Origin of the sequence: Nocardia salmonicida (assembly GCF_036142455.1) — a bacterium.
In the GTDB taxonomy this organism is placed as follows: domain Bacteria; phylum Actinomycetota; class Actinomycetes; order Mycobacteriales; family Mycobacteriaceae; genus Nocardia; species Nocardia salmonicida.
The window spans coordinates 5,424,698-5,447,897 of the sequence record NZ_CP108014.1 but is presented as its reverse complement, the minus strand read 5'-3'; the positions used below and the strand labels follow the sequence as shown (position 1 = coordinate 5,447,897).

The 23,200-nt window shown below is 67.7% G+C and carries 28 protein-coding genes; 22 read left to right on the top strand and 6 right to left on the bottom strand.

Annotated features, from left to right (window positions below; genetic code table 11):
• The first annotated feature begins 184 nt into the window (after positions 1-184).
• The 3 genes from OHS03_RS25450 (at position 185) to OHS03_RS25440 (ending at position 2,571) form a co-directional block, all read left to right on the top strand.
• The gene (locus tag OHS03_RS25450; RefSeq protein ID WP_003402602.1) at positions 185-286 is read left to right on the top strand and encodes a 30S ribosomal protein bS22; all 102 of its coding nucleotides are present in this window, start codon (positions 185-187) and stop codon (positions 284-286) included.
• A gap of 237 nt (positions 287-523) precedes the next feature.
• Positions 524-1,558 carry an NAD-dependent epimerase/dehydratase family protein gene (locus OHS03_RS25445; protein ID WP_082843570.1) on the top strand — a complete coding sequence of 345 codons (1,035 nt, stop codon included), beginning with the start codon at positions 524-526 and terminating at the stop codon, positions 1,556-1,558.
• The gene (locus tag OHS03_RS25440) at positions 1,555-2,571 is read left to right on the top strand and encodes a lysophospholipid acyltransferase family protein (protein ID WP_056814491.1); all 1,017 of its coding nucleotides are present in this window, start codon (positions 1,555-1,557) and stop codon (positions 2,569-2,571) included. The genes OHS03_RS25445 and OHS03_RS25440 overlap by 4 nt, the downstream gene beginning before the upstream one ends.
• Here OHS03_RS25440 and OHS03_RS25435 read toward each other — a convergent pair whose 3' ends face one another.
• Positions 2,572-3,597: an HAD family hydrolase gene (locus tag OHS03_RS25435; protein WP_371852035.1), complete on the bottom strand. Its 1,026-nt coding sequence runs from the start codon at positions 3,595-3,597 to the stop codon at positions 2,572-2,574.
• Between the two features lie 88 nt (positions 3,598-3,685).
• On the opposite strand from OHS03_RS25435, the gene OHS03_RS25430 reads away from it, so the two are divergent.
• From OHS03_RS25430 to OHS03_RS25410, 5 genes are all read left to right on the top strand, one after another.
• Positions 3,686-3,967, top strand: a complete 282-nt coding sequence (locus tag OHS03_RS25430) for a glutaredoxin family protein (RefSeq protein ID WP_062988786.1) — start codon at positions 3,686-3,688, stop codon at positions 3,965-3,967.
• 206 nt (positions 3,968-4,173) lie between these two features.
• A complete protein-coding gene (locus OHS03_RS25425; protein WP_328657557.1) occupies positions 4,174-5,037 on the top strand; it encodes a redox-sensing transcriptional repressor Rex in 864 nt (287 codons plus the stop codon).
• A gap of 76 nt (positions 5,038-5,113) precedes the next feature.
• Positions 5,114-6,586: a glutamyl-tRNA reductase gene (locus OHS03_RS25420; RefSeq protein ID WP_328657555.1), complete on the top strand. Its 1,473-nt coding sequence runs from the start codon at positions 5,114-5,116 to the stop codon at positions 6,584-6,586.
• Positions 6,583-7,614, top strand: coding sequence for a hydroxymethylbilane synthase (gene hemC / locus OHS03_RS25415; RefSeq protein WP_328657553.1), 1,032 nt, complete (start codon positions 6,583-6,585; stop codon positions 7,612-7,614). The genes OHS03_RS25420 and hemC overlap by 4 nt, the downstream gene beginning before the upstream one ends.
• Positions 7,611-9,185 carry a bifunctional uroporphyrinogen-III C-methyltransferase/uroporphyrinogen-III synthase gene (locus OHS03_RS25410; RefSeq protein WP_056814472.1) on the top strand — a complete coding sequence of 525 codons (1,575 nt, stop codon included), beginning with the start codon at positions 7,611-7,613 and terminating at the stop codon, positions 9,183-9,185. The genes hemC and OHS03_RS25410 overlap by 4 nt, the downstream gene beginning before the upstream one ends.
• 56 nt (positions 9,186-9,241) lie before the next feature.
• Here the strand turns inward: OHS03_RS25410 and OHS03_RS25405 are convergent, their stop codons facing one another.
• On the bottom strand, positions 9,242-9,520 hold the full coding sequence (locus OHS03_RS25405; protein ID WP_056814469.1) for a hypothetical protein: 279 nt from the start codon (positions 9,518-9,520) through the stop codon (positions 9,242-9,244).
• Positions 9,521-9,774: 254 nt separating this feature from the next.
• Here OHS03_RS25405 and OHS03_RS25400 point away from each other — a divergent pair, with 254 nt between their 5' ends.
• From OHS03_RS25400 to OHS03_RS25380, 5 genes are all read left to right on the top strand, one after another.
• Positions 9,775-10,953 (top strand): serine hydrolase domain-containing protein, encoded by a 1,179-nt coding sequence (locus OHS03_RS25400; protein WP_328657551.1) that lies wholly within the window; start codon positions 9,775-9,777, stop codon positions 10,951-10,953.
• Positions 10,954-10,995: 42 nt separating this feature from the next.
• Positions 10,996-11,973, top strand: coding sequence for a porphobilinogen synthase (gene hemB / locus OHS03_RS25395; RefSeq protein WP_328657549.1), 978 nt, complete (start codon positions 10,996-10,998; stop codon positions 11,971-11,973).
• Positions 11,970-12,482 carry a hypothetical protein gene (locus OHS03_RS25390; RefSeq protein ID WP_245661450.1) on the top strand — a complete coding sequence of 171 codons (513 nt, stop codon included), beginning with the start codon at positions 11,970-11,972 and terminating at the stop codon, positions 12,480-12,482. The genes hemB and OHS03_RS25390 overlap by 4 nt, the downstream gene beginning before the upstream one ends.
• A gap of 212 nt (positions 12,483-12,694) precedes the next feature.
• On the top strand, positions 12,695-12,958 hold the full coding sequence (locus OHS03_RS25385; protein ID WP_328657547.1) for a hypothetical protein: 264 nt from the start codon (positions 12,695-12,697) through the stop codon (positions 12,956-12,958).
• A 76-nt stretch (positions 12,959-13,034) separates the two neighbouring features.
• Positions 13,035-13,259: a hypothetical protein gene (locus tag OHS03_RS25380; RefSeq protein WP_328657545.1), complete on the top strand. Its 225-nt coding sequence runs from the start codon at positions 13,035-13,037 to the stop codon at positions 13,257-13,259.
• On the opposite strand, the gene OHS03_RS25375 is transcribed toward OHS03_RS25380, so the two are convergent.
• Positions 13,260-13,646 carry a hypothetical protein gene (locus OHS03_RS25375; protein WP_328657543.1) on the bottom strand — a complete coding sequence of 129 codons (387 nt, stop codon included), beginning with the start codon at positions 13,644-13,646 and terminating at the stop codon, positions 13,260-13,262.
• A 207-nt stretch (positions 13,647-13,853) separates the two neighbouring features.
• Here OHS03_RS25375 and hemL point away from each other — a divergent pair, with 207 nt between their 5' ends.
• From hemL to ccsB, 7 genes are all read left to right on the top strand, one after another.
• Positions 13,854-15,173, top strand: a complete 1,320-nt coding sequence (gene hemL, locus OHS03_RS25370; protein WP_328657540.1) for a glutamate-1-semialdehyde 2,1-aminomutase — start codon at positions 13,854-13,856, stop codon at positions 15,171-15,173.
• A 119-nt stretch (positions 15,174-15,292) separates the two neighbouring features.
• Positions 15,293-15,910, top strand: a complete 618-nt coding sequence (locus tag OHS03_RS25365) for a histidine phosphatase family protein (protein WP_301908144.1) — start codon at positions 15,293-15,295, stop codon at positions 15,908-15,910.
• Positions 15,907-16,548 carry a TlpA disulfide reductase family protein gene (locus OHS03_RS25360; protein WP_056814454.1) on the top strand — a complete coding sequence of 214 codons (642 nt, stop codon included), beginning with the start codon at positions 15,907-15,909 and terminating at the stop codon, positions 16,546-16,548. Before OHS03_RS25365 ends, OHS03_RS25360 begins: the two co-directional genes overlap by 4 nt.
• A complete protein-coding gene (locus tag OHS03_RS25355) occupies positions 16,545-16,781 on the top strand; it encodes a hypothetical protein (RefSeq protein WP_194826878.1) in 237 nt (78 codons plus the stop codon). Before OHS03_RS25360 ends, OHS03_RS25355 begins: the two co-directional genes overlap by 4 nt.
• Positions 16,778-17,593 carry a cytochrome c biogenesis CcdA family protein gene (locus OHS03_RS25350; RefSeq protein ID WP_131816567.1) on the top strand — a complete coding sequence of 272 codons (816 nt, stop codon included), beginning with the start codon at positions 16,778-16,780 and terminating at the stop codon, positions 17,591-17,593. Before OHS03_RS25355 ends, OHS03_RS25350 begins: the two co-directional genes overlap by 4 nt.
• Positions 17,593-19,221, top strand: a complete 1,629-nt coding sequence (gene resB / locus OHS03_RS25345; RefSeq protein ID WP_328657538.1) for a cytochrome c biogenesis protein ResB — start codon at positions 17,593-17,595, stop codon at positions 19,219-19,221. Before OHS03_RS25350 ends, resB begins: the two co-directional genes overlap by 1 nt.
• 31 nt (positions 19,222-19,252) lie before the next feature.
• Positions 19,253-20,209: a c-type cytochrome biogenesis protein CcsB gene (gene ccsB / locus OHS03_RS25340; RefSeq protein WP_062988809.1), complete on the top strand. Its 957-nt coding sequence runs from the start codon at positions 19,253-19,255 to the stop codon at positions 20,207-20,209.
• 79 nt (positions 20,210-20,288) lie between these two features.
• Here ccsB and OHS03_RS25335 read toward each other — a convergent pair whose 3' ends face one another.
• The 3 genes from OHS03_RS25335 to OHS03_RS25325 all read right to left on the bottom strand — a co-directional run bounded on the left by OHS03_RS25335 (position 20,289) and on the right by OHS03_RS25325 (position 21,534).
• On the bottom strand, positions 20,289-20,939 hold the full coding sequence (locus tag OHS03_RS25335) for a hypothetical protein (RefSeq protein ID WP_328657536.1): 651 nt from the start codon (positions 20,937-20,939) through the stop codon (positions 20,289-20,291).
• A 79-nt stretch (positions 20,940-21,018) separates the two neighbouring features.
• Entirely contained in the window at positions 21,019-21,210 is a 192-nt protein-coding gene (locus OHS03_RS25330; protein ID WP_063054496.1) for a hypothetical protein, read from the bottom strand.
• Positions 21,211-21,324: 114 nt separating this feature from the next.
• A complete protein-coding gene (locus OHS03_RS25325) occupies positions 21,325-21,534 on the bottom strand; it encodes a BldC family transcriptional regulator (RefSeq protein WP_056814442.1) in 210 nt (69 codons plus the stop codon).
• A gap of 215 nt (positions 21,535-21,749) precedes the next feature.
• Here OHS03_RS25325 and OHS03_RS25320 point away from each other — a divergent pair, with 215 nt between their 5' ends.
• Entirely contained in the window at positions 21,750-22,076 is a 327-nt protein-coding gene (locus OHS03_RS25320; protein WP_062988812.1) for a DUF4229 domain-containing protein, read from the top strand.
• Positions 22,073-23,158 (top strand): L-cysteine desulfhydrase Cds1, encoded by a 1,086-nt coding sequence (gene cds1, locus OHS03_RS25315; protein WP_328657534.1) that lies wholly within the window; start codon positions 22,073-22,075, stop codon positions 23,156-23,158. Before OHS03_RS25320 ends, cds1 begins: the two co-directional genes overlap by 4 nt.
• The last annotated feature ends 42 nt before the right edge of the window (positions 23,159-23,200 follow it).

Below are 23,200 nucleotides of genomic sequence, written 5' to 3'. Positions count from 1 at the left end.
GTTCGGCCAGGTACAAGGGCGGTTTCGTTGCTGCTCGGGTGCCCCGGTAGCATGGACAACTGGTTCGTGTCCGCCTGCCGGTGGCACCGTTCGTGGTGTCCGGTTGCCCCGGCGGCGCGGACGCCAAACGACGCACGTGAACACCGCGTGTGTATGCCGAGTAGAGAGAACGCGAGGAAACCCTATGGGTTCTGTGATCAAGAAGCGCCGCAAGCGTATGTCGAAGAAGAAGCACCGCAAGCTGCTTCGCCGCACGCGTGTTCAGCGGCGCAAACTCGGCAAGTAAGCCTGCGTGCCTGCGACGAGCCCGTCACCCTTCGAAGGTGGCGGGCTCTCGCTGTGAAAAGCCCGGGTTTGTGAATCTCGCTATGCGGGGACGGGTCGTCCTCGTTAAATGCTTGTAGATCGTGACGGTGAGTGGCGTGAATGCGGCTACTCTGGTACGCGAAACACGATGAGCAGGGGGCTTTGAGTGGGGTCAGGTACGAGTTCCGATACACGGGAACGACACGCGCCGAGAGTTGTGCTGGTCACTGGTGCCAGCCGCTTCTTCGGTGGCAATGTCGCGGCACGCCTAGCTGCCGAACCCGGCGTCGAACGTGTCATCGCCGTGGATACCGTCACTCCCAGCCGTGAGCTTCGTCGAAAAATGGGTAGTGCCGAGTTCGTGCGCGCCGATATCAGGAATCCGCTTATTCGCAAGGTCGTCGAGGGCAACGACGTCGACACTGTCGTGCACGCGGCCGTGCTCACTCGTCCGCCCGCCGGTGGCGGTCGTGCGGTGATGAAGGATCTCAATGTCCTCGGCGCGATGCAATTGCTCGCCGTGTGTCAAAAAGCGCCGTCGGTGCGGCGCGTGGTCGTGCGATCGTCGTCGGCGGTATATGGATGCAGTGCCAAGGATCCGGCGAAATTCACCGAGGAAATGGGCGCGCGCACTCCGCCCGCGGGGTGGTTCGCGCGCGACATGATCGATATCGAGGCGCTGGTGCGTGGAATGGCGCGGCGCAGGCCCGATATTTCCGCATCGATTCTGCGTTTCGCGCCGATCGTCGGGCCGCGCCTGGCCGATCGAGGCGTGCAATATCTGCGTTCGCCGATCACGCCGACTGTTCTCGGTCGCGAAGCCCGACTGCAATTGCTGCACGAGGAAGACGCGGTCGCGGTGCTCGTGCACGCGGCGCAGCGTGCCCACGGTGGCACGGTCAATATCGCCGGTGACGGCGCGTTGGCCATGTCGCAGGCGATCCGGCGGGCCGGGCGCATTGTCGCGCCGGTGCCGTTCTTCGTCTTCCGCACGGTCGGTCGCTCGCTGATGGGCCCGATCATGCGCGGATTCAGTGGCGAACAACCCGACTATTTCTATTTCGGCTGCGGGCTCGACACCACCCGTATGCGAACCGAGCTCGGCTTCACCCCACGCTGGACCACGGTCCAGGCGTTCGATGACTTCATCGCGGGCGCAGCGTTGCGGCCAGTCTTCGATCCGGCATGGATCGACGCCGCGGAACACAAACTGCTCGGCCTCATCGGGGCCGGATCAGGAGCGCATAAATGAACGAGGGAGCGAAAGTCATTCGTCTCGACGTGAATGTCGAGGCCCGACAGCGACCGCAGACCCGGCGATGGCCGGATCAGCCGATGCAGGCGATGCCGGTCACCTCTCTCAGCGAGCGTCGGCCGGGAATGCCCGCGTTGCCGCCGAAATCGCTCACCGACATCGTGCGCGATGCCGTCGGCGAGCAGATCGAACGGACCGCGGAATTCGCGCGCCGCAGGCTCACCGGGGACTACCAGGTGGACGAGTTCGGCTACGACCGGCACCTACTCGAATCGGTCATCCTGCCCACACTGCGACCGTTGTCGGAGTACTGGTTCCGCGCCGAGGTCACGGGCATCGAGAACGTTCCCGCCGTCGGTGGCGCGCTGCTGGTCGCCAATCACGCGGGCACCGTGCCGCTCGACGGTTTGATGCTGCAGCTGGCCGTGCACGACAAGCACCCGAATCAGCGGGCGCTGCGGCTGCTGGCCGCCGACCTCATCTTCGAGATGCCGCTGTTGGGTGCGCTCGCGCGCAAAGCCGGGCACACGATGGCCTGCCACCCCGATGCCGAGCGGCTGCTGCGCTCCGGGCACATCGCGGGAGTGTTCCCCGAAGGATTCAAGGGCGTCGGCAAGAACTACGCCGACCGGTACAAGCTGCAGCGGTTCGGGCGCGGTGGATTCGTGTCGGCGGCGGTGCGGGCCGGGGTGCCGATCATCCCGGTGTCGATCGTCGGCTCCGAGGAGATCTACCCGAAGCTCGCCGATATCAAGCCGCTGGCCCGCCTGCTCGGATTGCCGTATTTCCCGGTGACGCCGCTGTTCCCGCATCTGGGGCTGCTCGGCGCGGTGCCGATGCCGTCGAAGTGGTACATCGAGTTCGGTGAGCCGATCGCGACCACGGCGTTCGAGCCGGAAGAGGCCGATGACCCGATGACGATGTTCGAGGTCACCGACCAGGTCCGCGAGACCATCCAGCAGACCCTCTACAAGCTGCTGGCCAAGCGCCGGAACGTGGTGCTGGGTTAGTTAGTTGTCGCGGTGGCGGGCTACGACAGCCGCTACCGCTCCGCCCGCCGCGCCGAGTGCCAGCGCGGTGGGCACACCGATCTTCGCCGCCTTGCGGCCGGTGCGGAAGTCGCGGATTTCCCAGCCGCGGTTCTTCGCGACCTCGCGCAGGTCGGAATCGGGGTTGATGGCCACCGCGGTACCGACCAGCGACAGCATGGGGACGTCGTTGTGGCTGTCGGAATAGGCGGTGCAGCGCTTGAGATTGAGACCTTCGCGAATCGCGAGGGTGCGCACCGCGTGTGCCTTGCCCAATCCGTGCAGGATGTCGCCCACCAGGCGGCCCGTGAATTTGCCGTCGACGCTTTCGGCGACCGTGCCGAGGGCGCCGGTCAGGCCGAGGCGTTTGGCGATCACATTCGCCAGCTCGACCGGAGTGGCCGTGACCAGCCAGACCTGCTGGCCGGCGTCGAGGTGCATCTGGGCGAGCGCGCGGGTGCCGGGCCAGATCTTGTCGGCGATGATCTCGTCGTAGATCTCCTCGCCGAGCGCCGCGAGCTCGGCGGTGGGGCGGCCCGCGATGAAGCTGAGCGCCTTCTCCCGGCCCGAGACCATGTCGGAGGAGTTCTCCTTGCCGGTGACCCGGAACTTCACCTGTTTCCAGGCGACGTCGACCAGGTCGGAGGTCTTGAAGTACTTGCGCGCGGCCAACCCTCGGGCGAAGTGGACGATCGAGGCACCCTGGACCAGGGTGTTGTCGACGTCGAAGAACGCCGCGGCGGTGAGGTCGCGAGGGACCTCGGGGCCCGCGTCGGCGCCCTGTTCGGCGAGATCGGCAACGTGTAGCTCGAGCGCCGCGTCGGCGCTTGCCTCACCGGCGAGGTTGGCGCGTAGCTCTTCCTCGCTCGGCCCGAACGGGCTGCGTGGCAGCCGTGCGAACTGTTCCTGTAGTTCCTGACCGAGGCGGCTGGGCTGCCACCGCGCAGGGAACTCCCCGAATCGCCCTGCGACGAATCCGGCCCTAGTCACCTTCGAACGTTCCGGCACCAGTACCCTCCGCTAGTCGCGCGAACCATGTCCACAGTAACCGGCTGCACCGACAACTCGCTTAGGGCTCGAGGATTAAATAGGGCTCATGACTAATCCCACACCGACGGTGACCCTGTTGACCCGCGCTGGTTGCGGCTTGTGCGGCACCGCGCTGGCGCAATTGCAGACGATCTGTGGTGATTTCGGTCTCCCGGTAGCCACCTTGGACGTCGACGAAGCCGCGGTCAAGGATCCGGAGCTGCGTGCTGAATACGGAGATCGCCTGCCAGTGGTCCTGTTGAACGGCCGTGAACACAGCTATTTCGACGTGGACGAGCCCCGTTTGCGGGCCGACCTGAGCCGGATCGCTGGTCGCGACGGAAAATGAGGCCGAATTCACCGACTTTGTGAACGCCTGCACAAGCGGTTACGGTGGTGACACGCAATCCGCACCGCCCCTGGCACGCAGCGGCGGTGGCCGGGTTTGTACCGCCCCTATGGCACCGGTCGCGCTCTCGTAATCGCAGCGACCCACACCGGTGAACGAACAGAGGAACCGGACCGCGATCAGGCCCGGAACGAGGAGCCGACGACGTGACAGAGCAGCACGAGACGCCGAGTGGCGTCTCCGGCAAGGCTCTTGTGCGGGACATTCCGCAGGCCACGGTGACTCGTCTCGCTACCTATCTCCGGGTTCTCGCTGGGTTGGCCGACGAGGGTGTAGTCATCGTATCGAGTGAGGAACTCGCTGTCGCGGCGGGTGTCAATTCGGCGAAGCTGCGCAAGGATCTTTCCTTCCTCGGACCCAACGGTGTGCGGGGTGTCGGCTATGACGTAGCCAAGTTGCGCACCAGGATCGAAGATGTGCTCGGACTGTCACAGGGACATCGGGTAGTGCTGATCGGCGCGGGCAATTTGGGCCGCGCACTGGTCGGTTACGGCGGATTCGGGGTACGAGGCTTCACCGTGGTCGGGATCTTCGACAACCACCCTTCGGTGATCGGCCAGTCGTACGCCGGTCTCGTCGTGCGCGATGTCGAGCAGCTGACCGCCCAGATTCCGGCGCTGACGCCGACGATCGCCGTGGTGGCCGTGCCCGACGAGGCCGCCCAGGACGTGTGTGACCGGCTCGTCGCCGCCGGACTGCCGTCGATATTGAGCTTCGCGCCGCTGGAACTTCGCGCGCCCGCCCATGTTCAGGTACGCCGCGTCGACCTGGCGATGGAACTGCAGATGCTGTCCTTCGATGCCGCGCGCAACGACGCGCCCGCGCTGCCCGAGATCGCCGAGGTCGGCGCCAGCCGCGTCGCGCGCCGGGTAGCGCCGCCGAACCACCTCACACATGCCGCGCCGGTCGAACCGGCTCGCGGCAGGCCGTCGCGTCGCACCGCGCCGCGTTCGGTCACGCCCCACTCGGCAACGGAGCCAAGCACCAAGGGATCGGTGATCACGCCATGAGCGAGCGCCAGCGAGCTAAACAGCGACACGGCGTGGGGACGCGCATGACACGACACAGCGTCGGCGAGGTGTGGTCATGAGTGTTCTGCTGGTCGGGATTTCGCATCGGAGCGCCCCGGTATCGGTGCTGGAGAAAGTCGCCATCAGTGAGTCCGAACGGCCGAAACTGGTGGATCGGCTGCTCTCCTCGAGCCACGTGTCCGAGGCCATGATCGTCTCCACCTGCAACCGGGTCGAGGTCTACGCGGTCGTCGACGCCTTCCACGGCGGGCTCGGCGAGGTGAGCGAGCTGCTCACCAAGCATTCCGGACTGCCGCTGGGCGATCTCACCAAGCACGCCTATGTGCGCTACAGCGAGGCCGCGGCCGAGCATCTGTTCGCGGTCGCCAGCGGCCTCGACTCGATGGTCGTCGGCGAGCAGCAGGTGCTCAGCCAGATTCGCAGCGCCTACGCCAGTGCCGACGGTCAGCAGGCGGTCGGACGCACGCTGCACGAGTTGGCCCAGCACGGGTTGCGGGTCGGCAAGCGTGTGCATTCGGAGACCGGGATCGACCGGGCAGGCGCCTCGGTGGTGTCGGTGGCGCTGGATCGGGCACGTGGTGTCGTCGGCGATCTCGCCGGGCGGACCGCGGTGGTCGTCGGTGCGGGCGCGATGGGCGGGCTGGCCGTGGCGCATCTGTCGCGGGCCGGGATCGGGCGCATCATCGTCGTCAACCGGACCCTCGAACGCGCACAGCGTCTGGCCGAGACCGGTCGCACCATGCACGGTGTCGATGCCGAGGCGGTCGAGATGTCACGGCTCACCGAGGCCATGGCCGGCGCCGATGTCGTGATCACCTGTACCGGCGCGGTCGGGTCCGTGGTTACCCTGGCCGACACCCACCGCGCACTCGCCGGCCGGGCCCGCACCGACGTCGCCGAGCGGCCGCTGGTCTTCTGCGATCTCGGCCTGCCCCGCGATGTGGAGCACGCCGTGGCAGGCCTGCCCGGCGTCGCCGTCATCGACATCGAATCGCTGCAGCGCGATCCGGCCGCGGGCGCCGCGGCCGACGACACCGCCGCCGCGCGCCTCATCGTCGCCGACGAACTCGCCAAATACCTTGCCGGGCAACGTATGGCGGAGGTCACCCCCACGGTGGCCGCGCTTCGCCAGCGTGCCGCCGATGTGGTGGAGGCCGAACTGCTCCGCCTCGACTCGCGGCTGCCCGACCTGGCCGACCCGGCCCGCGACGAGGTGGCGCGCACGGTGCGCCGCGTCGTCGACAAGCTGCTGCACGCGCCGACCGTGCGGGTGAAGCAGTTGGCATCGACGCCGGGCGGCGACAGCTACGCCGAAGCGTTGCGTGAGCTGTTCGAACTGAAACCCGGTGCGGTACAAGCGGTTGCCGCGCCGATGGAGGTCGCCGCGGGCGAGTCCGCGCTGGCCGACGACTTCACCGCAGGCCACCTCGGCGATGGGCCGTCACGCTTGACCGAGTCAAGACCCGACACAGGCAGCATGCGAAACCACGCAGCGCCGCTCGGGCATGCGCAGGAGGAAACCGCATGACCACGACAGTGCAGGAAGAGGACACCGTGACCGCAGGCAGCGCCAGTGCGCCGTGGCGGATCGGCACGCGCGGCAGCCTGCTCGCGCTGACACAGGCGGGCACCATCCGCGATGCGCTGATCGCGGCGGGGCAACCCGCCGAACTGGTGGTCATCAAGACGCCGGGCGATCTGTCGTCGGATCCGGTGCAGAAGATCGGTGTCGGGGTGTTCACCTCCGCACTGCGCGACGAGCTCGCCGCGGGCGGCATCGACATCGCGGTGCATTCCTATAAAGACCTCCCCACCGCGCAGGACCCGCGCTTCACCATCGCCGCGATCCCGCCCCGCGAGGACCCGCGCGACGCGCTGGTGGCTCGCGACGGCATGGTTCTCGGCGAATTGCCCGCCGGTGCCCGAGTGGGAACCTCGGCCCCGCGCCGTGCCGCGCAGCTGCGCGCCCTCGGCCTCGGTCTCGAAATCCTTCCGCTGCGCGGCAATATCGACTCCCGCTTGCGCAAGGTGAGCGAGGGCGAGCTCGATGCCATCGTCATCGCCCGCGCCGGCCTGTGCCGGATCGGGCGCACCGACGAGATCACCGAATCGCTCGAACCGGTGCAGATGTTGCCCGCCCCCTCGCAGGGCGCCCTCGCGGTCGAATGCCGCAGTGACGACCCGCAATTGATCGAGGTACTCGCCGGTCTGGACGATGCCGCGACCAGAGCCGCGGTGCTCGCCGAGCGTTCGCTGCTCGGTGAGCTCGAAGCAGGCTGCACCGCACCGATCGGAGCACTCGCCGAGATCGTCGAGTCGATCGACGAGGACGGCCGGATCTTCGACGAACTCTCGCTGCGCGCCTGTGCCGCCGCGATCGACGGCTCCGACGTCTTGCGCGCCTCGATCGTCGGCGCGCCGAAAGACGCGGCCGAACTCGGTCGCACGCTGGCGCGCGAACTGCTGGACCTGGGTGCTCGCGCATTGCTGAGCGTCACAGACGAACCGGCGCCCACCGACTTCACTAATTCCAGCCCGATGGAGAACAACCGATGAGCAGCAGCCGAGCTACCAAGAAGCAACCAGGGCGGATCCTTTTCGTCGGATCCGGCCCCGGCGACCCGGCCCTGCTGACCGTGCGCGCCCGTGAGGTGCTCGAGCGGGCGATGCTGGCGTTCACCGACCCCGATGTCGACAAGGGCGTGCTCGCCCTGATCGGCATCGCGCACGAGGTGGGCGAAAACGGCGAAAGCCCGGTCGACGTGCGGCCCGCTCTCGGCGAACCCGCCGAGGTGGCCAAAACGCTGATTGCCGAGGCGCGCAACGGTCACGACGTGGTCCGTATCGTCACCGGCGACCCGCTGACTACCGATTCGGTGATCAACGAGGTCAACGCCGTCACCCGTTCGCACATGGTGTTCGAGGTGCTGCCCGGCCTGCCCAACGGCTCGGCCGTGCCCAGCTACGCGGGCATCGCGCTGGGCTCCGGGCACACCGAGGCCGATGTGCGCGGCGAGGTCGACTGGTCGGCGCTGGCCGCCGCCCCCGGCCCGCTGGTCCTGCACGCCACCTCCGGGCACCTGGCCGAGACCGCGAGCGCGCTGGTGGAACACGGTCTGGCGCCCCAGACTCCGGTCGCGGTGACCGTGCGTGGCACCACCCGTCAGCAGCGCACCATCGAGGCCACGCTGGCCTCGCTGAACAACGCCGCTTCCGAGTTGGTCGGCCCGCTGGTCGTGACGGTCGGCAAGGAGGTCGACAAGCGCGCCAAGATGTCGTGGTGGGAATCGCGTGCCCTCTACGGCTGGACCGTGCTCGTGCCGCGCACCAAGGATCAGGCGGGGGAGATGAGCGAGCGGCTCGTCACCCACGGCGCGATCCCGATCGAGGTGCCGACCATCGCGGTGGAGCCGCCGCGTAGCCCCGCCCAGATGGAACGGGCGGTCAAGGGTCTGGTCGACGGGCGCTACCAGTGGGTGGTGTTCACCTCCACCAACGCCGTGCGCGCGGTGTGGGAGAAGTTCGCCGAGTTCGGTCTGGACGCTCGCGCGTTCTCCGGGGTGAAGATCGCCTGCGTCGGTGAGGCCACCGCGGAGAAGGTGCGTTCCTTCGGTATCAACCCCGAACTGGTGCCGAGTGGCGAACAGTCCTCCGAGGGCCTGCTCGCCGACTTCCCGCCCTACGACGACGTGTTCGATCCGGTGAACCGGGTGCTGCTGCCCCGCGCCGACATCGCCACCGAGACCCTGGCCGAGGGCCTGCGTGAGCGCGGCTGGGAGATCGACGACGTCACCGCCTACCGCACGGTGCGCGCCTCGCCGCCGCCCGCGGAGACCCGCGAGATGATCAAGACCGGCGGTTTCGACGCGGTGCTGTTCACCTCGTCCTCCACGGTCCGCAACCTGGTCGGCATCGCGGGCAAGCCGCACGCGCGCACCATCGTGGCGTGCATCGGCCCGAAGACCGCCGAGACCGCGATCGAGTTCGGTCTGCGCGTGGACGTGCAGCCGGAGTCGGCACAGGTCGGCCCACTGGTGGAGGCACTGGCCGAGCACGCCTCGCGCCTGCGCGCCGAGGGCTTGCTGCCCCCGCCGCGTAAGAAGAGTCGCCGCAGCAGCAGCCGCTGAACTCGGTAGATACACCGAAAGCCCGCCCGCAACGGCGGGCTTTCGGCGTATCAGAGTCATCGGCTGTAGCGCAACAGCGTGCGCACGAGCCGGCAGGTGGCATCCGAAGGCGGGCGGATGTCGATCTTCTCGGCGGTGCGTCGGATGGTCTCGTTGGTGGCCTGATTGGGTAGGTAGACACCGGAATCCAGCAGTGCGATCGTCAACCGCATGGCCTTGAGCCGACGATTGTGCGTTACGTACCAGCGGCGCGGACGCCCCGCGGGCAGTCGCTTCTTCTCGAGCGGCACGTACGGCGCGGTGATGAAAGTGGTCTGAGCGGCAATGGCGTTCATTCGGCGTCCTCCCGTTGCGTTTGGGTCCCGCCCCCGATTGTCGGAACCCTCGAACACGCTTTCGATTATAGCGAGAGGCACCGACAGGTTTCGTCGATCTCGCGCGGAAGCCATTGAGCTCCAGTGTCTTTCGATGTTATCCACAGGTTCGCCGCGACAGGTCGGCGACCTCGGCGAAGCACTGCGGGTGGCGATTCGCCGGTAGCTGTCGGACCGCTGTGGTCTAGTAGCGCAACGCAACCCGAGGAGAGGCGATGACGGTGGACGAGATCGACAAGCGGCTCGGCGCGCACGTCGCGGCCGACGAGCTGCTCGGCCTGGCCTGGCTCGTCGCGGTCGGCGACGACGTAACAACCGGCGCCATCGGCCATCTCGACGCCGCGCGCAACGCGCCGGTGCGCACCGACACGATCTTCCGGATCTCCTCGATGACCAAACCGCTCACCGCGGTCGCGGCCTCGATCCTGGTCGACGACGGTGTCCTCGACCCGACCGAACCGGTCGATCGACTGCTGCCCGAACTCGCCGACCTCCGGGTGCTCGCGAACCCCGCCGCCGAACTCGCCGACACGGTCGCGGCGAACCGCCCGATCACCGTCGAGGACCTTCTCACCTTCCGCCTCGGCTGGGGAATGGATTTCGCCGACTTCTCACCCAAACCACTCGACACCGCCTGGAGCGAACTGGGCCTCGGCTGGGGTCCGCCGACGCCCGCGCAGATGTTGCCACCGGACACCTGGATGCGGCGACTCGGCACCTTGCCGCTGCAGTATCAGCCCGGCGAACGTTGGCTCTATCACGTCGGCGCACCCATCCTCGGCATCCTGATCGCCAGGGCAGCGGGCGCGCCGTTCTCGGAATTCCTGGCCGACCGCGTCCTGCGTCCGCTCGGCATGACCGACACCGGCTTCTCCGTCTCGCCGGACGAGCTGGCCCGACTCGGCCCGCACTACGCGGACATCGACGGCGTCCGTACCGTCTTCGACCCTGCCCTCGGCCAATGGAGCACCCCACCCGCCTTCGAAGGCGGCGGCGACGGCCTGGTCTCCACCCTCGCCGACTACTACCGCTTCGCCCGCATGCTGCGCGACGGCGGCGAGTTCGACGGCACCCGCATCCTGTCCGAACGAGCGGTTTCCGCCATGACCACCAACCACCTCACCGCCGAGCAACTCGACCGCGGCGGGCCCGCCCCCGACGGCAGCGCGGGCTGGGGATACGGCGTCGGCATCCAGCTGCGCGACCAGCCCGGCGGTCCCCGCGCAGGTGCCTACGGGTGGGACGGCGGCCTGGGATCCACCTGGTCCAACGACGGTGCGGTGACGGCGATCCTGCTCACCAACCAAGCCTGGAGTTCGGCGGGCCCCTCGCCGGTCTTCGCAACCTTCGAGCAGATTTTGGGCGAACTGGCCCGCGGTTCCGGCCCGCTGTAGGCGCTGCCACGACCGACCGGCGCGAGGCGTATTCTGCGGGCTATGACCGCTTTCGACCGCCCGCGGCGGTTGCGTAGGACACCCGCATTACGTCGACTCGTCGCCGAAACCACGCTGCAGCCGCGTCAGCTGGTGCTGCCGATGTTCGTCGCCGATGGTCTCGACGAGCCGCGGGAGATCAGCTCGATGCCCGGGGTGTACCAGCATTCGCTGGACTCCCTGCGCAAAGCCGCGGCGGAGTCGGTGGCCGCCGGGGTCGGCGGGCTGATGCTGTTCGGTGTGCCGCTGTCCGAGGACAAGGACGCGACCGGTTCACAGGCCAGTGATCCGAACGGAATTCTCAATCGTGGTCTGCGCGCGCTGGCCGAGGAAGTCGGGGACTCGACGGTCATCATGGCCGATACCTGCCTCGACGAATTCACCGATCACGGCCACTGCGGTGTGATCGGCACCGACGGCGCGGTCGACAACGACGCGACCCTGCACCGCTACGTGGAGATGGCGCTGTCGCAGGCCGACGCCGGCGCCGATCTGCTCGGGACCAGCGGGATGATGGACGGCCAGGTCGGCGCGATCCGGCGCGGACTCGACGCGGTCGGCCGGACCGACACCGCCATCCTGGCCTACGCGGCCAAGTACGCCTCGGCCTTCTACGGACCGTTCCGTGAGGCCGTCGGCTCTTCGCTGGAAGGCGATCGCCGCACCTACCAGCAGGATCCGGCCAACCGTCGCGAATCGCTGCGCGAACTCGATCTCGACCTCGCCGAGGGCGCCGACATCGTGATGGTGAAGCCCGCGATGTCCTACCTCGACATCTTGCGCGACGTCGCTGATCGCTCGACGGTCCCCGTCGCGGCCTATCAGATCTCCGGTGAGTACGCGATGATCACCGCCGCCGCCGAGCGTGGCTGGATCGACCGCAAGGCCTCGATTTTGGAGTCGTTGATCGGCATCCGGCGGGCAGGCGCGGACATCGTGCTCACCTACTGGGCGACCGAGGCAGCACACTGGCTGTCGTGATCGTTCCGCCGAACAAACCCGAAACCCTTCCCATGCCGGAAGACGTCGGCACCGCCCGTCAATTGTGGTGGGCGATCGCCGGCCTCGGTGTGATCTACACCTTCGCCAGCGTCATCACCATGACGGGGGAGCGCGACGAGCTCAGCAAGCAGTTCCTCGACGAGATGCACAAGTCGGATCCGAACTTCCCGGCATCTACCGTCGACGCGATGGTGCTGGTGGCTTTCGCGCTGACCGCGCTGGTCGGCGTGCTGCTGGCCGGGGTCACCGTGGCCATCGCGCATCAGCTCGGCCGCGGCAAGTCCTGGGCGCGCACGGTGCTCACGGTCGTCGCGATCTGGCTCGGGCTCGGCGCCGTCGCGACCATGTTCACCTTCTCCGCCGTCGCCAATGCGGCGACGATCGTGGCGGGTGGCTCGGCGATCGTGCAGGGCGTGCTGGCCGCGGGAGCGGCGTTCCTCAGCTACCGGCCGGAGTCGACGAAGTACTTCCAGTCCCACCGGAAGTAACACTGCACAGTGTAGGGTGAGGATTATCACACCGGCGTGGCGCCGGGGGAGCGGAGGCAATGATGCGCGTGGTGATCGAGCAACCACACAGCCTGCGGCGCGACCTGTTGGTCATCGGGTTGATGGTTGTCCTCACCTTGGCCGTCATCGCGCTGTTGTTGGTACCGAGCCTGGTCAGCTGATTCGATCTCGCCCCTGGCAGGATCGCAGGAATGAGACGCTGGATCGCGCTGTTCGAACTCGGCTTCGCCGTGCTCTTCCTGGCCTGCGCGGTCGTCAGCTGGCAGGCGGCGCGGCGCACCACCGAGTTCGTCGGCACCGATGAACATCCCGGCTTCGTGGCCGTGCGCTATGTGCCGCCGTTGCTGTTGCTCGCTTGCGCGCTGGTGACGGTGGGTGGGCTGTTGGTGATCGACGCCCTCGCCAGGATCTACGCCAGATCTGTAGCACGTCGCGACGTCGAACCGATGATCTAGAGGAAGCCGAATTCCGATGTGCGCGTGGGGGTTCGGGACGCGAGCCCGCACCGCGGGCTCCCTCGAGGAGGAATCGATGACCAGACTGACCGCAGGAATCTGTACCGTCGCCGCCGCTGTGGCGACGATCGCGCTGGCCGCCACGCCCGCCCAGGCCGCCCCCGGCCTGCCGCTGACCCCGTTGACCGCTGAGCCGGCCGCCGACGGTTTCGCCCCGGAGACCGGCTCTAGCGGGATCTACAACGGCATCATGTGCCAGCTGCACACGATCTCCGCCGAAGTGCCCTGCATGTACACGTAATCAGTCGGTCCACTGCTGGTAGACGTCGATAACGCGCCCGCCCCGCGTGCCGGCCGCGTTCAGGAAAACGGAGACGGTGCCGTCGGGATGGGCCGCCGCCTCCGTCACCACCTGGCGCAAGGTGGCACGGATGCCGCCGTCGGCGTCACGGTACAGATCGGTATCGGTGTGTAGACCCGCGCCGATCCGATTGGGGGGTACGAGCATCGCGGTGATCGCTGGAATCGGCCCCGCCCCGAGTGCCACGGTCTCCTCGTGGCTGAGTTGGGCGCCGATCCGATCGGGCTGGACCTGCGGTGCGAAGGCGGTGGCCGAACCCGCGCCCAGAAGCACTCCCGCCGCGACGAACCCTGTGCCAAGGGCAGTGCTGGTGACGCCGAAACGCATGAAATACCCTCTCGCTGATAGCTGATTTCTCTGCGGCCCAGGTGCTGAGCCGCACGGAGCGTAGTCGCAGGCCAATGGGCCTAGATCGAATTCTTCCGCCGATAGGGGCGGCGTGTCGGGCGTGTCGTCGGTGGGTCGCTGCGGTCTGGGTCACTGTGCTCCACCCTGTCGTCCGGCGTGCCGAGGCGAGCTGAGAGACTGGAATCCGTGAGTCCTACGCAGGTACCGGTTTCCGCCCAGCTCTTCGAGCGGGCAGCCTCGGTGATCCCGGGTGGCGTCAATTCCCCGGTTCGTGCGTTCAACTCGGTGGGCGGTACGCCGCGGTTCATCACCTCCGCGAGCGGCTACACGCTCATCGACGCCGACGGCAACGACTACGTCGATCTGGTGTGCTCGTGGGGTCCGATGATTCTCGGGCACGCCCACCCCGCCGTCGTCGAGGCCGTGCAGAAGGCCGCGACCAGCGGACTGTCGTTCGGTGCGCCGACCGAGGCCGAGATCGAGCTCGCCGAGGCCATCGCCGCCCGCGTCGACCCCGTCGAGCGGGTCCGCCTGGTGAACTCCGGAACCGAGGCCACGATGAGCGCGGTCCGCCTGGCCCGCGGCTTCACCGGCCGATCCAAGATCATCAAATTCTCCGGCTGCTACCACGGCCACGTCGACGCGCTGCTGGCCGACGCGGGTTCGGGCGTCGCGACGCTCGGCCTGCCGACCTCGCCCGGCGTCACCGGCGCGCAAGCCGCCGACACCATCGTGTTGCCCTACAACGACCTCGCCGCCGTCGCCGCTGCCTTCGACGCGCACCCCGGCCTGATCGCCTGCGTCATCACCGAGGCCGCCGCGGGCAATATGGGCGCGGTCGCGCCGCTGCCCGGCTTCAACGAAGGCTTGCGCACGCTGGCGCACGACAACGGCGCGCTGCTGATCATGGACGAGGTGATGACCGGTTTCCGGGTCAGCGCGTCGGGTTGGTACGGCCGCGAAGGCGTCGCCGGTGACCTCTACACCTTCGGCAAGGTGATGAGCGGTGGCCTGCCCGCCGCCGCGTTCGGCGGTCGCGCCGAGATCATGAACAACCTCGCTCCGCTCGGCCCGGTCTATCAGGCGGGCACCCTGTCCGGTAACCCCGTCGCCGTCGCGGCGGGCCTGGCGACGCTGCGCGCGGCAGACGCCGAGGTGTACGCGGCGCTGGACCGCAATGCCGATCGGCTCGGCTCGCTGTTCGCGAAAGCCCTGACAGAGGCCGGTGTCGAGCATCAAGTCCAGTTCGCAGGCAATATGGTGAGCGTGTTCTTCGCCGAGCGCCCGGTGACCGACTACGCCGCCGCCAAAGCGAGCCAGACCTGGCGTTACCCTGCCTTCTTCCACGCCCTGCTCGACGCGGGCGTGTACGCGCCGCCCAGCGCGTTCGAGGCATGGTTCGTCTCCGCGGCACTCGACGAGGACGCGTTCGACCGTATCGCCGCCGCTCTGCCCGCCGCCGCCCTCGCGGCCGCGGCCGCAACCCCCGAAGGATCCCCAGCGTGAGCTCCGACCAGCCCGACGCAGAATTCGCCCCAGTCCCGGCGGATAGCGACGAGGCGCCTCATCCTGTCCCCGCCGCCGCGCCGCCCGCGCTCGACGACGACCCGTCGACCGTCGAAACCATCGTGCATGTGCTGCGCCACGGCGAGGTGCACAACCCGAACGGCATCCTCTACGGCCGCCTGCCCGGCTTCAGCCTCTCGGTGGCCGGTCGCTCGCAGGCCGGTGCCGTCGCGCGTTCGCTGGCCGATCACGACATCGCGATGGTGATCGCCTCCCCGCTGCAGCGCGCCCAGGAGACCGCGGCGCCGATCGCGGCCGCCCACGATCTGATCGTGCGCACCGACGAGAACCTGATCGAAGCGGGCAACACCTTCGAGGGCCTGCGCGTCTCCGTCGGTGACGGCGCCCTGCGCAAGCCGAGGCATTGGTGGAAGCTGCGCGACCCGTTCACCCCGTCCTGGGGCGAGCCGTACCTGCAGATCGCTCATCGCATGCTCGCCGCGGTGAACAAGGCCCGCGTCGAGGCCGCCGGTCACGAGGTGGTGCTGGTCTCGCATCAGCTGCCCGTGTGGACGCTGCGTCGCTTCCTGCAGGGCCAGCGGTTGTGGCACGACCCGCGCAACCGGCAGTGCTCGCTCGCGTCGCTGACCTCGCTGGTCTATCAGGGCGATACGCTCGTCGACATCGTCTATTCCGAGCCTGCAGGCGCGTCGGACCCGTCGGTACACGGCGCATGACACGCTGGTCCTCATCGGGATCCGCCCGTGGCCGTCGGCCGCGGGCGCTGACCGCCGTTCTGTCCGCCCTGCTGGTGATCATCACCGCGGCGGGCTGCTCGACGGGTACCGATGCGGTAGCCACCGGTGGTGGGACCTTCGAATTCGTCTCACCCGGTGGTAGAACGGATATCTACTACGATCCGCCCGCGACGCGCGGGACGATCGGCACCCTCTCGGGGCCCGATCTGATGAACGAGGGAAAGACCGTTTCGGTCGACGATTTCCCGAACCAGATCGTGGTCGTGAACCTGTGGGGACAGTGGTGTGGCCCGTGCCGCGCCGAGTCGCCCGCTCTCGAAAAAGTCTTCGCGGCGACCAGAGATCAAGGCGTCGCGTTCCTGGGGATCAACGTCCGTGACCATCAGCGCGACAAAGCCCAGGACTTCGTAGTGGACAACAAGATCGAATACCCGTCCATCTACGACCCGTCGATGCGGACCTTGCTCGCTCTCGGCGGAAACTTTCCCACCAGTGTTATTCCGACCACGTTGATCCTGGATCGTCAGCACCGGGTCGCCGCGGTCTTCCTTCGCTCGCTACTGGCCGAAGACCTTCAGCCCGTGGTCGAGCGCATCGCCGCCGAGGAGAAGCAGTGAGCAGCCGTCGTCGTCCAGGAAATCTGACCGCGTGTCGTCCCCGTCAGGGCGCCCGCCGAATGGGTGCGGGCTGGACGGTCGATGACCGTTGGGCCGGCATCGCGACCGTGCCGCGCAGTGTCGCCGGTGCCGGTCTGTTCGATTTCGGCCCCGCTGAACCGGCCGAGACCGAGCGCACCCTGTCGTTGCCGCGCGACGAGCAGCAGGACATGGAAACGGACACCGACGAGTGATACCGCTCGCCGCAGTCGGGGATTCCTTCCAGCAGACGGCGGCATCGGGTCCGCTTCTGCTGGCGCTGGGAGCCTGCCTGCTCGCGGGCCTGGTGTCGTTCGCTTCACCGTGTGTCGTGCCGCTCGTCCCCGGCTACCTGTCGTATCTGGCCGGGCTGGTCGGTGCCGAGGCGCCGCCTGCCACCAACGCGCAGGCGAGCACGCTCACCGCGCAGCGCCGTAGCGCGAAGATGCGGGTGGCCGGTGCCGCCGGGCTGTTCGTCGCCGGGTTCACGGTGGTGTTCGTGCTGGCCACGGCCACTGTTTTCGGCGTGATCCAGACCCTCAATGTGAATCGGGAACTGCTGCAGCGCATCGGCGGTGTGGTGACGATCCTGATGGGACTGGTGTTCATCGGCTTGGTCCCCGCCCTGCAGCGCGACACGCGGATGGAGCCGCGCAGGCTCACCAGCATCCTCGGCGCGCCGCTGCTCGGCGGGGTGTTCGCGCTCGGCTGGACACCGTGTCTCGGGCCGACGCTGTCGGGTGTGATGGCGGTGTCCGCGGGTACCGAGGGCACCACCGCGGTGCGCGGAGTGACGTTGATCGTCGCCTACTGCCTCGGCCTCGGACTGCCCTTCGTGGTGCTGGCCTTCGGGTCGGCCGGTGCGTTGCGCGGGGTCGGCTGGCTGCGGCGCAATTCGCGCACCATTCAGGTAATCGGGGGTTTTCTGCTCGTCGCCGTCGGCGTCGCGCTGGTCACGGGGGCATGGGATCAGTTCGTCAGCTGGGTGCGTGACGGGTTCGTCTCCGAGGTGACTCTTCCGATCTGATGACTGACACGCTGACTACTCCGATCACCCCCACCCCGCCCGTCCGGCAGTCGCTGCTGGGCCGGGTCTGGGCCCTGGTCCGCAATTCGTGGCGCGGCCTGACGAGCATGCGCACCGCGCTGGTGTTGCTGTTCCTGCTCGCGCTGGCCGCCATCCCCGGCGCACTGCTGCCGCAGCGCAGTCTCAACGCGCAGAAGGTCGACCAGTACATCGCCGACCGTCCGACGCTGGGCCCGTGGATGGACCGGGTCGAGCTGTTCGACGTGTTCGGCAGCTTCTGGTTCACCGCCATCTACGTGCTGCTGTTCATCTCGCTGGTCGGCTGCATCCTGCCGCGCTGCTGGGACCACTACCGGGCCCTGCGCACCCCGCCGGTGCCCGCGCCGCGCAACCTCAGCCGGTTGCCGCACCACTCCAGTGAGACCGACGACCGGACGCCCGACGAGGTGATCGAGGCCGCCAAGGCTTCCTTACGTGGGTGGCGGACCGAGGTTCGTCCCGGTCAGCGCGACGGTGAGGTGACGCTGTCCGCGGAGAAGGGCTATCTGCGCGAGTTCGGCAACCTGGTGTTCCACCTGTCGCTGGTGGGGCTGCTCGTCGCGATCGCGCTGGGCAAGCTGCTCGGCTACGAGGGCAATGTCATCGTGATCGCCAACGACGGTCCCGGTATCTGCACCACCTCGCCCGCGGTCTTCGACTCGTTCCGGGCGGGCAACACCAATGACGGCACCGGCATGACGCCGCTGTGCATCAAGGTGAAGGACTTCAAGGCGGACTACCTGCCCACCGGTCAGGCCGAGATGTTCCACTCGAACATCGAATATCAGGCCGGTGCCGACCTCAGCACCGACACCTGGCGCAGCACCGAGCTCCAGGTGAACCATCCGTTGCGCGTCGCCGGTGATCGGGTCTACCTGCAGGGACACGGCTTCGCGCCGACGTTCACGGTCACCTTCCCCAACGGGCAGACCCGCACCGAGACCATCCAGTGGCGGCCCGACGACGCCCAGACCTTCCTGTCCAGCGGTGTGCTGCGCATCGACCCGCCCGGCGGCATGTACGCCACCGACGAGGAACGCAGGCAGAACCAGATCGCCATCGAGGGCCTGTTCGCGCCGACCGCGATGTTCCACGGCAGCCTGCTCACCTCGTCGTTCCCCCGGATGGATGACCCGGCGGTCGCGGTCGATGTCTATCGCGGCAATACCGGTCTCGACACCGGTCGCTCGCAGTCGCTGTTCTCGCTGGACCCGGAGATGATCAAGCAGGGTCGGTTGTCCAAGGAAGCGCGGGTCAACCTGCGTCCCGGCGAGTCGACCACGTTGCCCAGCGGAGCGAAGGTCACCTTCGACGGCGCCGAGGAATTCGTCAACCTGCAGGTCTCGCACGACCCGGCCCAGCAGTGGGTGCTGGTGAGCGCGCTGACGATGATGGCCGGTCTGCTGGTGTCGCTGTTGCTGAAACGGCGACGGATCTGGATCCGGGCGTACCCAGTCGAGGCCGCGGCAGGTACCGTGGGTCAACGACGCGCCGTAGTAGAAATGGGCGGCCTGGCCAGAAGCGATCAAGCGGGCTGGGGCGCCGAGTTCGATCGACTGCGGACACGGCTGCTGGGAGCGGAGAAGTGATCCGCGCACTCGACATGGAGACGGAATCCTGATGCAGATCGACGAAACGCTGGCACGGTACAGCGACTTCGCGTTCATGTCGGCCATGGCCATCTACGCCCTGGCCACGGTCCTGCTGATCGTGCAGTACGCCTCGGCGCGCGCCAAGCAGGTCGCCGCGCGCGAACTCGTCCCGGCGGGCGACCCGGGGTTGCCCGGCCGCATCGAAACCCCGGAGGCCAAGCCGCTCGCCGAACGGCTGGGCAACATGGCCTTCTCGGTGCTGGTGGTCGGCGCGGTGCTGCACATCGGCTCGATCGTGCTGCGCGGCTTCGCGACCCACCGCTTCCCGCTGGGCAACATGTACGAGTTCACCACCATGGCCACCGCGGCCGCCGTGGTGATCGGCCTGATCTTCCTGCGCGACCAGCGCTACCGCGCCATGTGGGCGTTCCTGCTGGTCCCCGTGCTGATCCTGATGTTCCTGGCGGGCACGGTCCTCTACGCCGACGCCGCACCCGTGGTCCCGGCTCTTCGCTCGTTCTGGCTGCCGATCCACGTCACCATCGTCAGCATCGGCAGCGGCGTCTTCCTGGTCTCCGGCGTAGCCAGCCTGCTCTACCTGTTCCGCATGCGTCAGCCCGCGGGCGAGGAATCCACCGGCATCCTCGGCACCATCGCCCGCCGCCTCCCCGACGCCCGCACCCTCGACCAGCTCGCCTACAAAACCACCATCATCGGCTTCCCCCTCTTCGGCGCGGGCGTCATCCTCGGCGCCATCTGGGCCGAAGCCGCCTGGGGCCGCTTCTGGGGCTGGGACCCCAAGGAGACCTGCTCCTTCATCGCGTGGGTCCTCTACGCGGCCTACCTGCACGCCCGAGCCACCTCCGGCTGGCGAGACACCAAGGCCGCCTGGATCAACATCGCCGGCTTCGTAGCGATGCTGTTCAACCTCTTCATCATCAACATGGTGATCAGCGGCCTGCACAGCTACGCCGGACTGAACTAGCCGTTCTGCCGCGCCCTACTGCGCACATACATAAGGCCCAGAGGCTCGGAAGAGCTTCTGGGCCTTTGTTGTTCGCGGATCAGCAGTAGTAGCAGATCTTGTTCGCCGGGAGTTCTACGTGGCAGTTCAGGCAGACCGGTTTGCGGAGCGGTTCGGGCTTGGGGATGGCTGCTGTGCTGCGGCGGGCGGCGGAGGGCCGTTTGACGGCTGCCTCGGCTGCTTCGGCGGTGGCCAGGTCCGCGGAGGTGGACTGGCGGATGGCGGCCACCTTCGGGGGGAGGGTGGGCAGGCCGCCGTCGGCGGGGAGGTCGGTGGCGAAATGCTGGTAGCACTGCCAGCGGGCCGCGGCGGCGTGCATTTCGAGGTCGTCGGGGATGGGCAGGCCCGCGAGTTCGAGGATGTAGCGGTAGCCGGTGCCTACGGTCTGGTTCTTGCGCACGCACAGCGCGCTCAGCGGCGGCTCGTTGTTCTGGTGACAGTGCTCGGCGACCTTGTCCAGCACGACGGGCAGCCAGTGCTGCCACTTCACGGCGGTGCGGATGCCGGACTCCTCCTGGACCAGCTCGGCCAGCTCGGTGTTGACGATGAAGTTGTTGAACCGGGTGGCGGTATCGGCCAGCACTTCATGTGCGGCGCGAGTCCACTCCAACCGGGCCTCGGTGAACGTCACGGCGCTGCCGTCGGCCGCGCGCCAAGTGGTCGGGACAGAACCTTGCTGCACATCAATCACCGGAATACGTTATCTACCCAGCTCTTTCGACGCGCAACGGGGGTATGTGCGACAGCTCACGGCGACGCACATCGCGAGGTCACTCGGTAGGACCGGAGTCGTCGCGTGGTTGTTTGCCGAGGCGCCAGAGGAATTCTGGATCGTCGTCAGGACCGAGAACCGGTCTGCGCGGGGGTGGGCCGGAATTAGGGCGCGGCAATTCGGGGCCGAACGCCTTCCAGCACAACACTGCGATGGCAACGATCGCGATGAGTGCCAATAGGAACGTCACGTCGCTCACCTCCTGCTATCGAGGGTAGCCGTGTCCGCGCCGTGTGCACATCCGCAACGGGAGGGAAATTTTTGGCAAACGCGAGCCCGCGGTGGGCTCGCGTCGGCCGGCGAGTCAGCGCGGTGCTGCCTCGGTGGTGAGCGATCTGAGCAACTGCAAGACCTCGGACTCGCGGAAACGGCGATGTCCGCCCGGTGTGCGCAGCGAGCCGAGCCTGCCGGCATGAGCCCACCGGGTGACGGTCTTGGGGTCTACATGGAACATGGCGGCCACTTGGCCTGGTGTCAGCAGAGTGTCCTGAAGGCCGACGGTGATCGCAGTCATAGCTAACCTCTCCGTTTCGACAGTTCCCTCATCAGTGGCGTCATCGTCGCACTACGACCCCCACGTAGTCGAACCACCTACTGTTGGTAAAGGGGAAGTAATAGACAAAAGCCGCGAACGTGCCGTATCGAAGCGTTTCGCGCCGGGCCTACGCGCACCTCGGGCGGTGCGCGGCTGCTGAACGGTGTCGCGTCGGCGCCCATTAGGCTGTAGTCGTGAGTGAAGCAACAGGTCAGCAGGGTTCTGGCGCCGGGAAGCGGCTGGTACGCAATCTCGCGCTCTACACGCTGGCTCGTCTCGGGCTGGTAGTAGTGATCGCCGCGCTGATCGTCGGCGTCGCCAAGCTGATCGGCGTCGACGTGCCGGTCATCGTCGCGGCGCTGTTCGCGTTGATCGTCGCGATGCCGCTGTCGCTGACGCTGTTCAAGAAGCTGCGGGTGAAGGTGAACGAGGACATCGCCGTCGTCGACGCGCGCCGCCGCCAGGACAAGGCGCAGCTGCGGGCCCGCTTGCGGGGTGACGACGACGGTACGTCGGCGTGAAGTACCTCGACCGCAGCGCCCCTCGTGACTGGGTCGACAACGCCGTCCGGCTGATCGACGCCGACACCCAGCGCTCCGCCGACACCCACCTGCTGCGGTATCCGCTGCCCGCCGACTGGCCGGTGCAGCTCTACCTCAAGGACGAATCGACCCACATCACCGGCAGCCTCAAGCACCGGCTGGCGCGGTCGCTGTTCCTGTACGCGATCTGCAACGGCTGGGTGACCGAGGGAACGACCGTGGTCGAGGCGTCGTCGGGTTCCACGGCGGTGAGCGAGGCGTATTTCGCCAAGCTGCTCGGCCTCGACTTCGTCGCGGTGATGCCGGCGAGCACCTCGCCGCAGAAGGTTGCGCTCATCGAAGCGCACGGTGGCCGATGTCATTTCGTCGATCGACCGCCGGACATGTACACCGAGGCCAAACGTCTCGCCGCCGAATCCGGCGGGCACTTCATGGATCAGTTCACCCACGCCGAGCGGGCCACCGACTGGCGCGGCAACAACAACATCGCCGAATCCATCTTCGAGCAGCTGGCGCTGGAGAATCACCCGGTGCCGGAGTGGATCGTGGTCGGCGCCGGGACCGGCGGCACCAGCGCGACGATCGGTCGCTACATCCGTTATCGCAGGCACGCGACGCGGCTGGCCGTGGTCGACCCGGAGCACTCGGCGTTCTACGGCGGCTACGAGACCGGCGACGCGGGCTATGAAACCGGAATGCCTTCGCGCATCGAGGGAATCGGCCGTCCCCGCGTGGAACCGTCGTTCGTCGGCCAGGTGGTCGACCGCATGATTATGGTGCCCGACGCGGCCTCGATCGCCACCGCCCGCCACGCGAGCACCGCGCTCGGCCGTCGCGTCGGCGGTTCGACCGGCACGAACCTGTGGGGCGCCTTCCATCTCGTCGCCGAGCTGGTCGCGGCGGGCCGCAGCGGCAGCGTGGTCACCCTGCTGTGCGACGGCGGCGACCGGTACGCGGGCACCTACTTCAACGACGACTGGGTGGCAGCCCAGCACATCGATCTGACCGGTCCAGCGGACATCCTCGCCGAGTTCGCGGCCACCGGTCGCTGGAACGGCTGACACCTCCCGCACCACTCCTCAGGGTCCTTCTGCGGCCGGTGG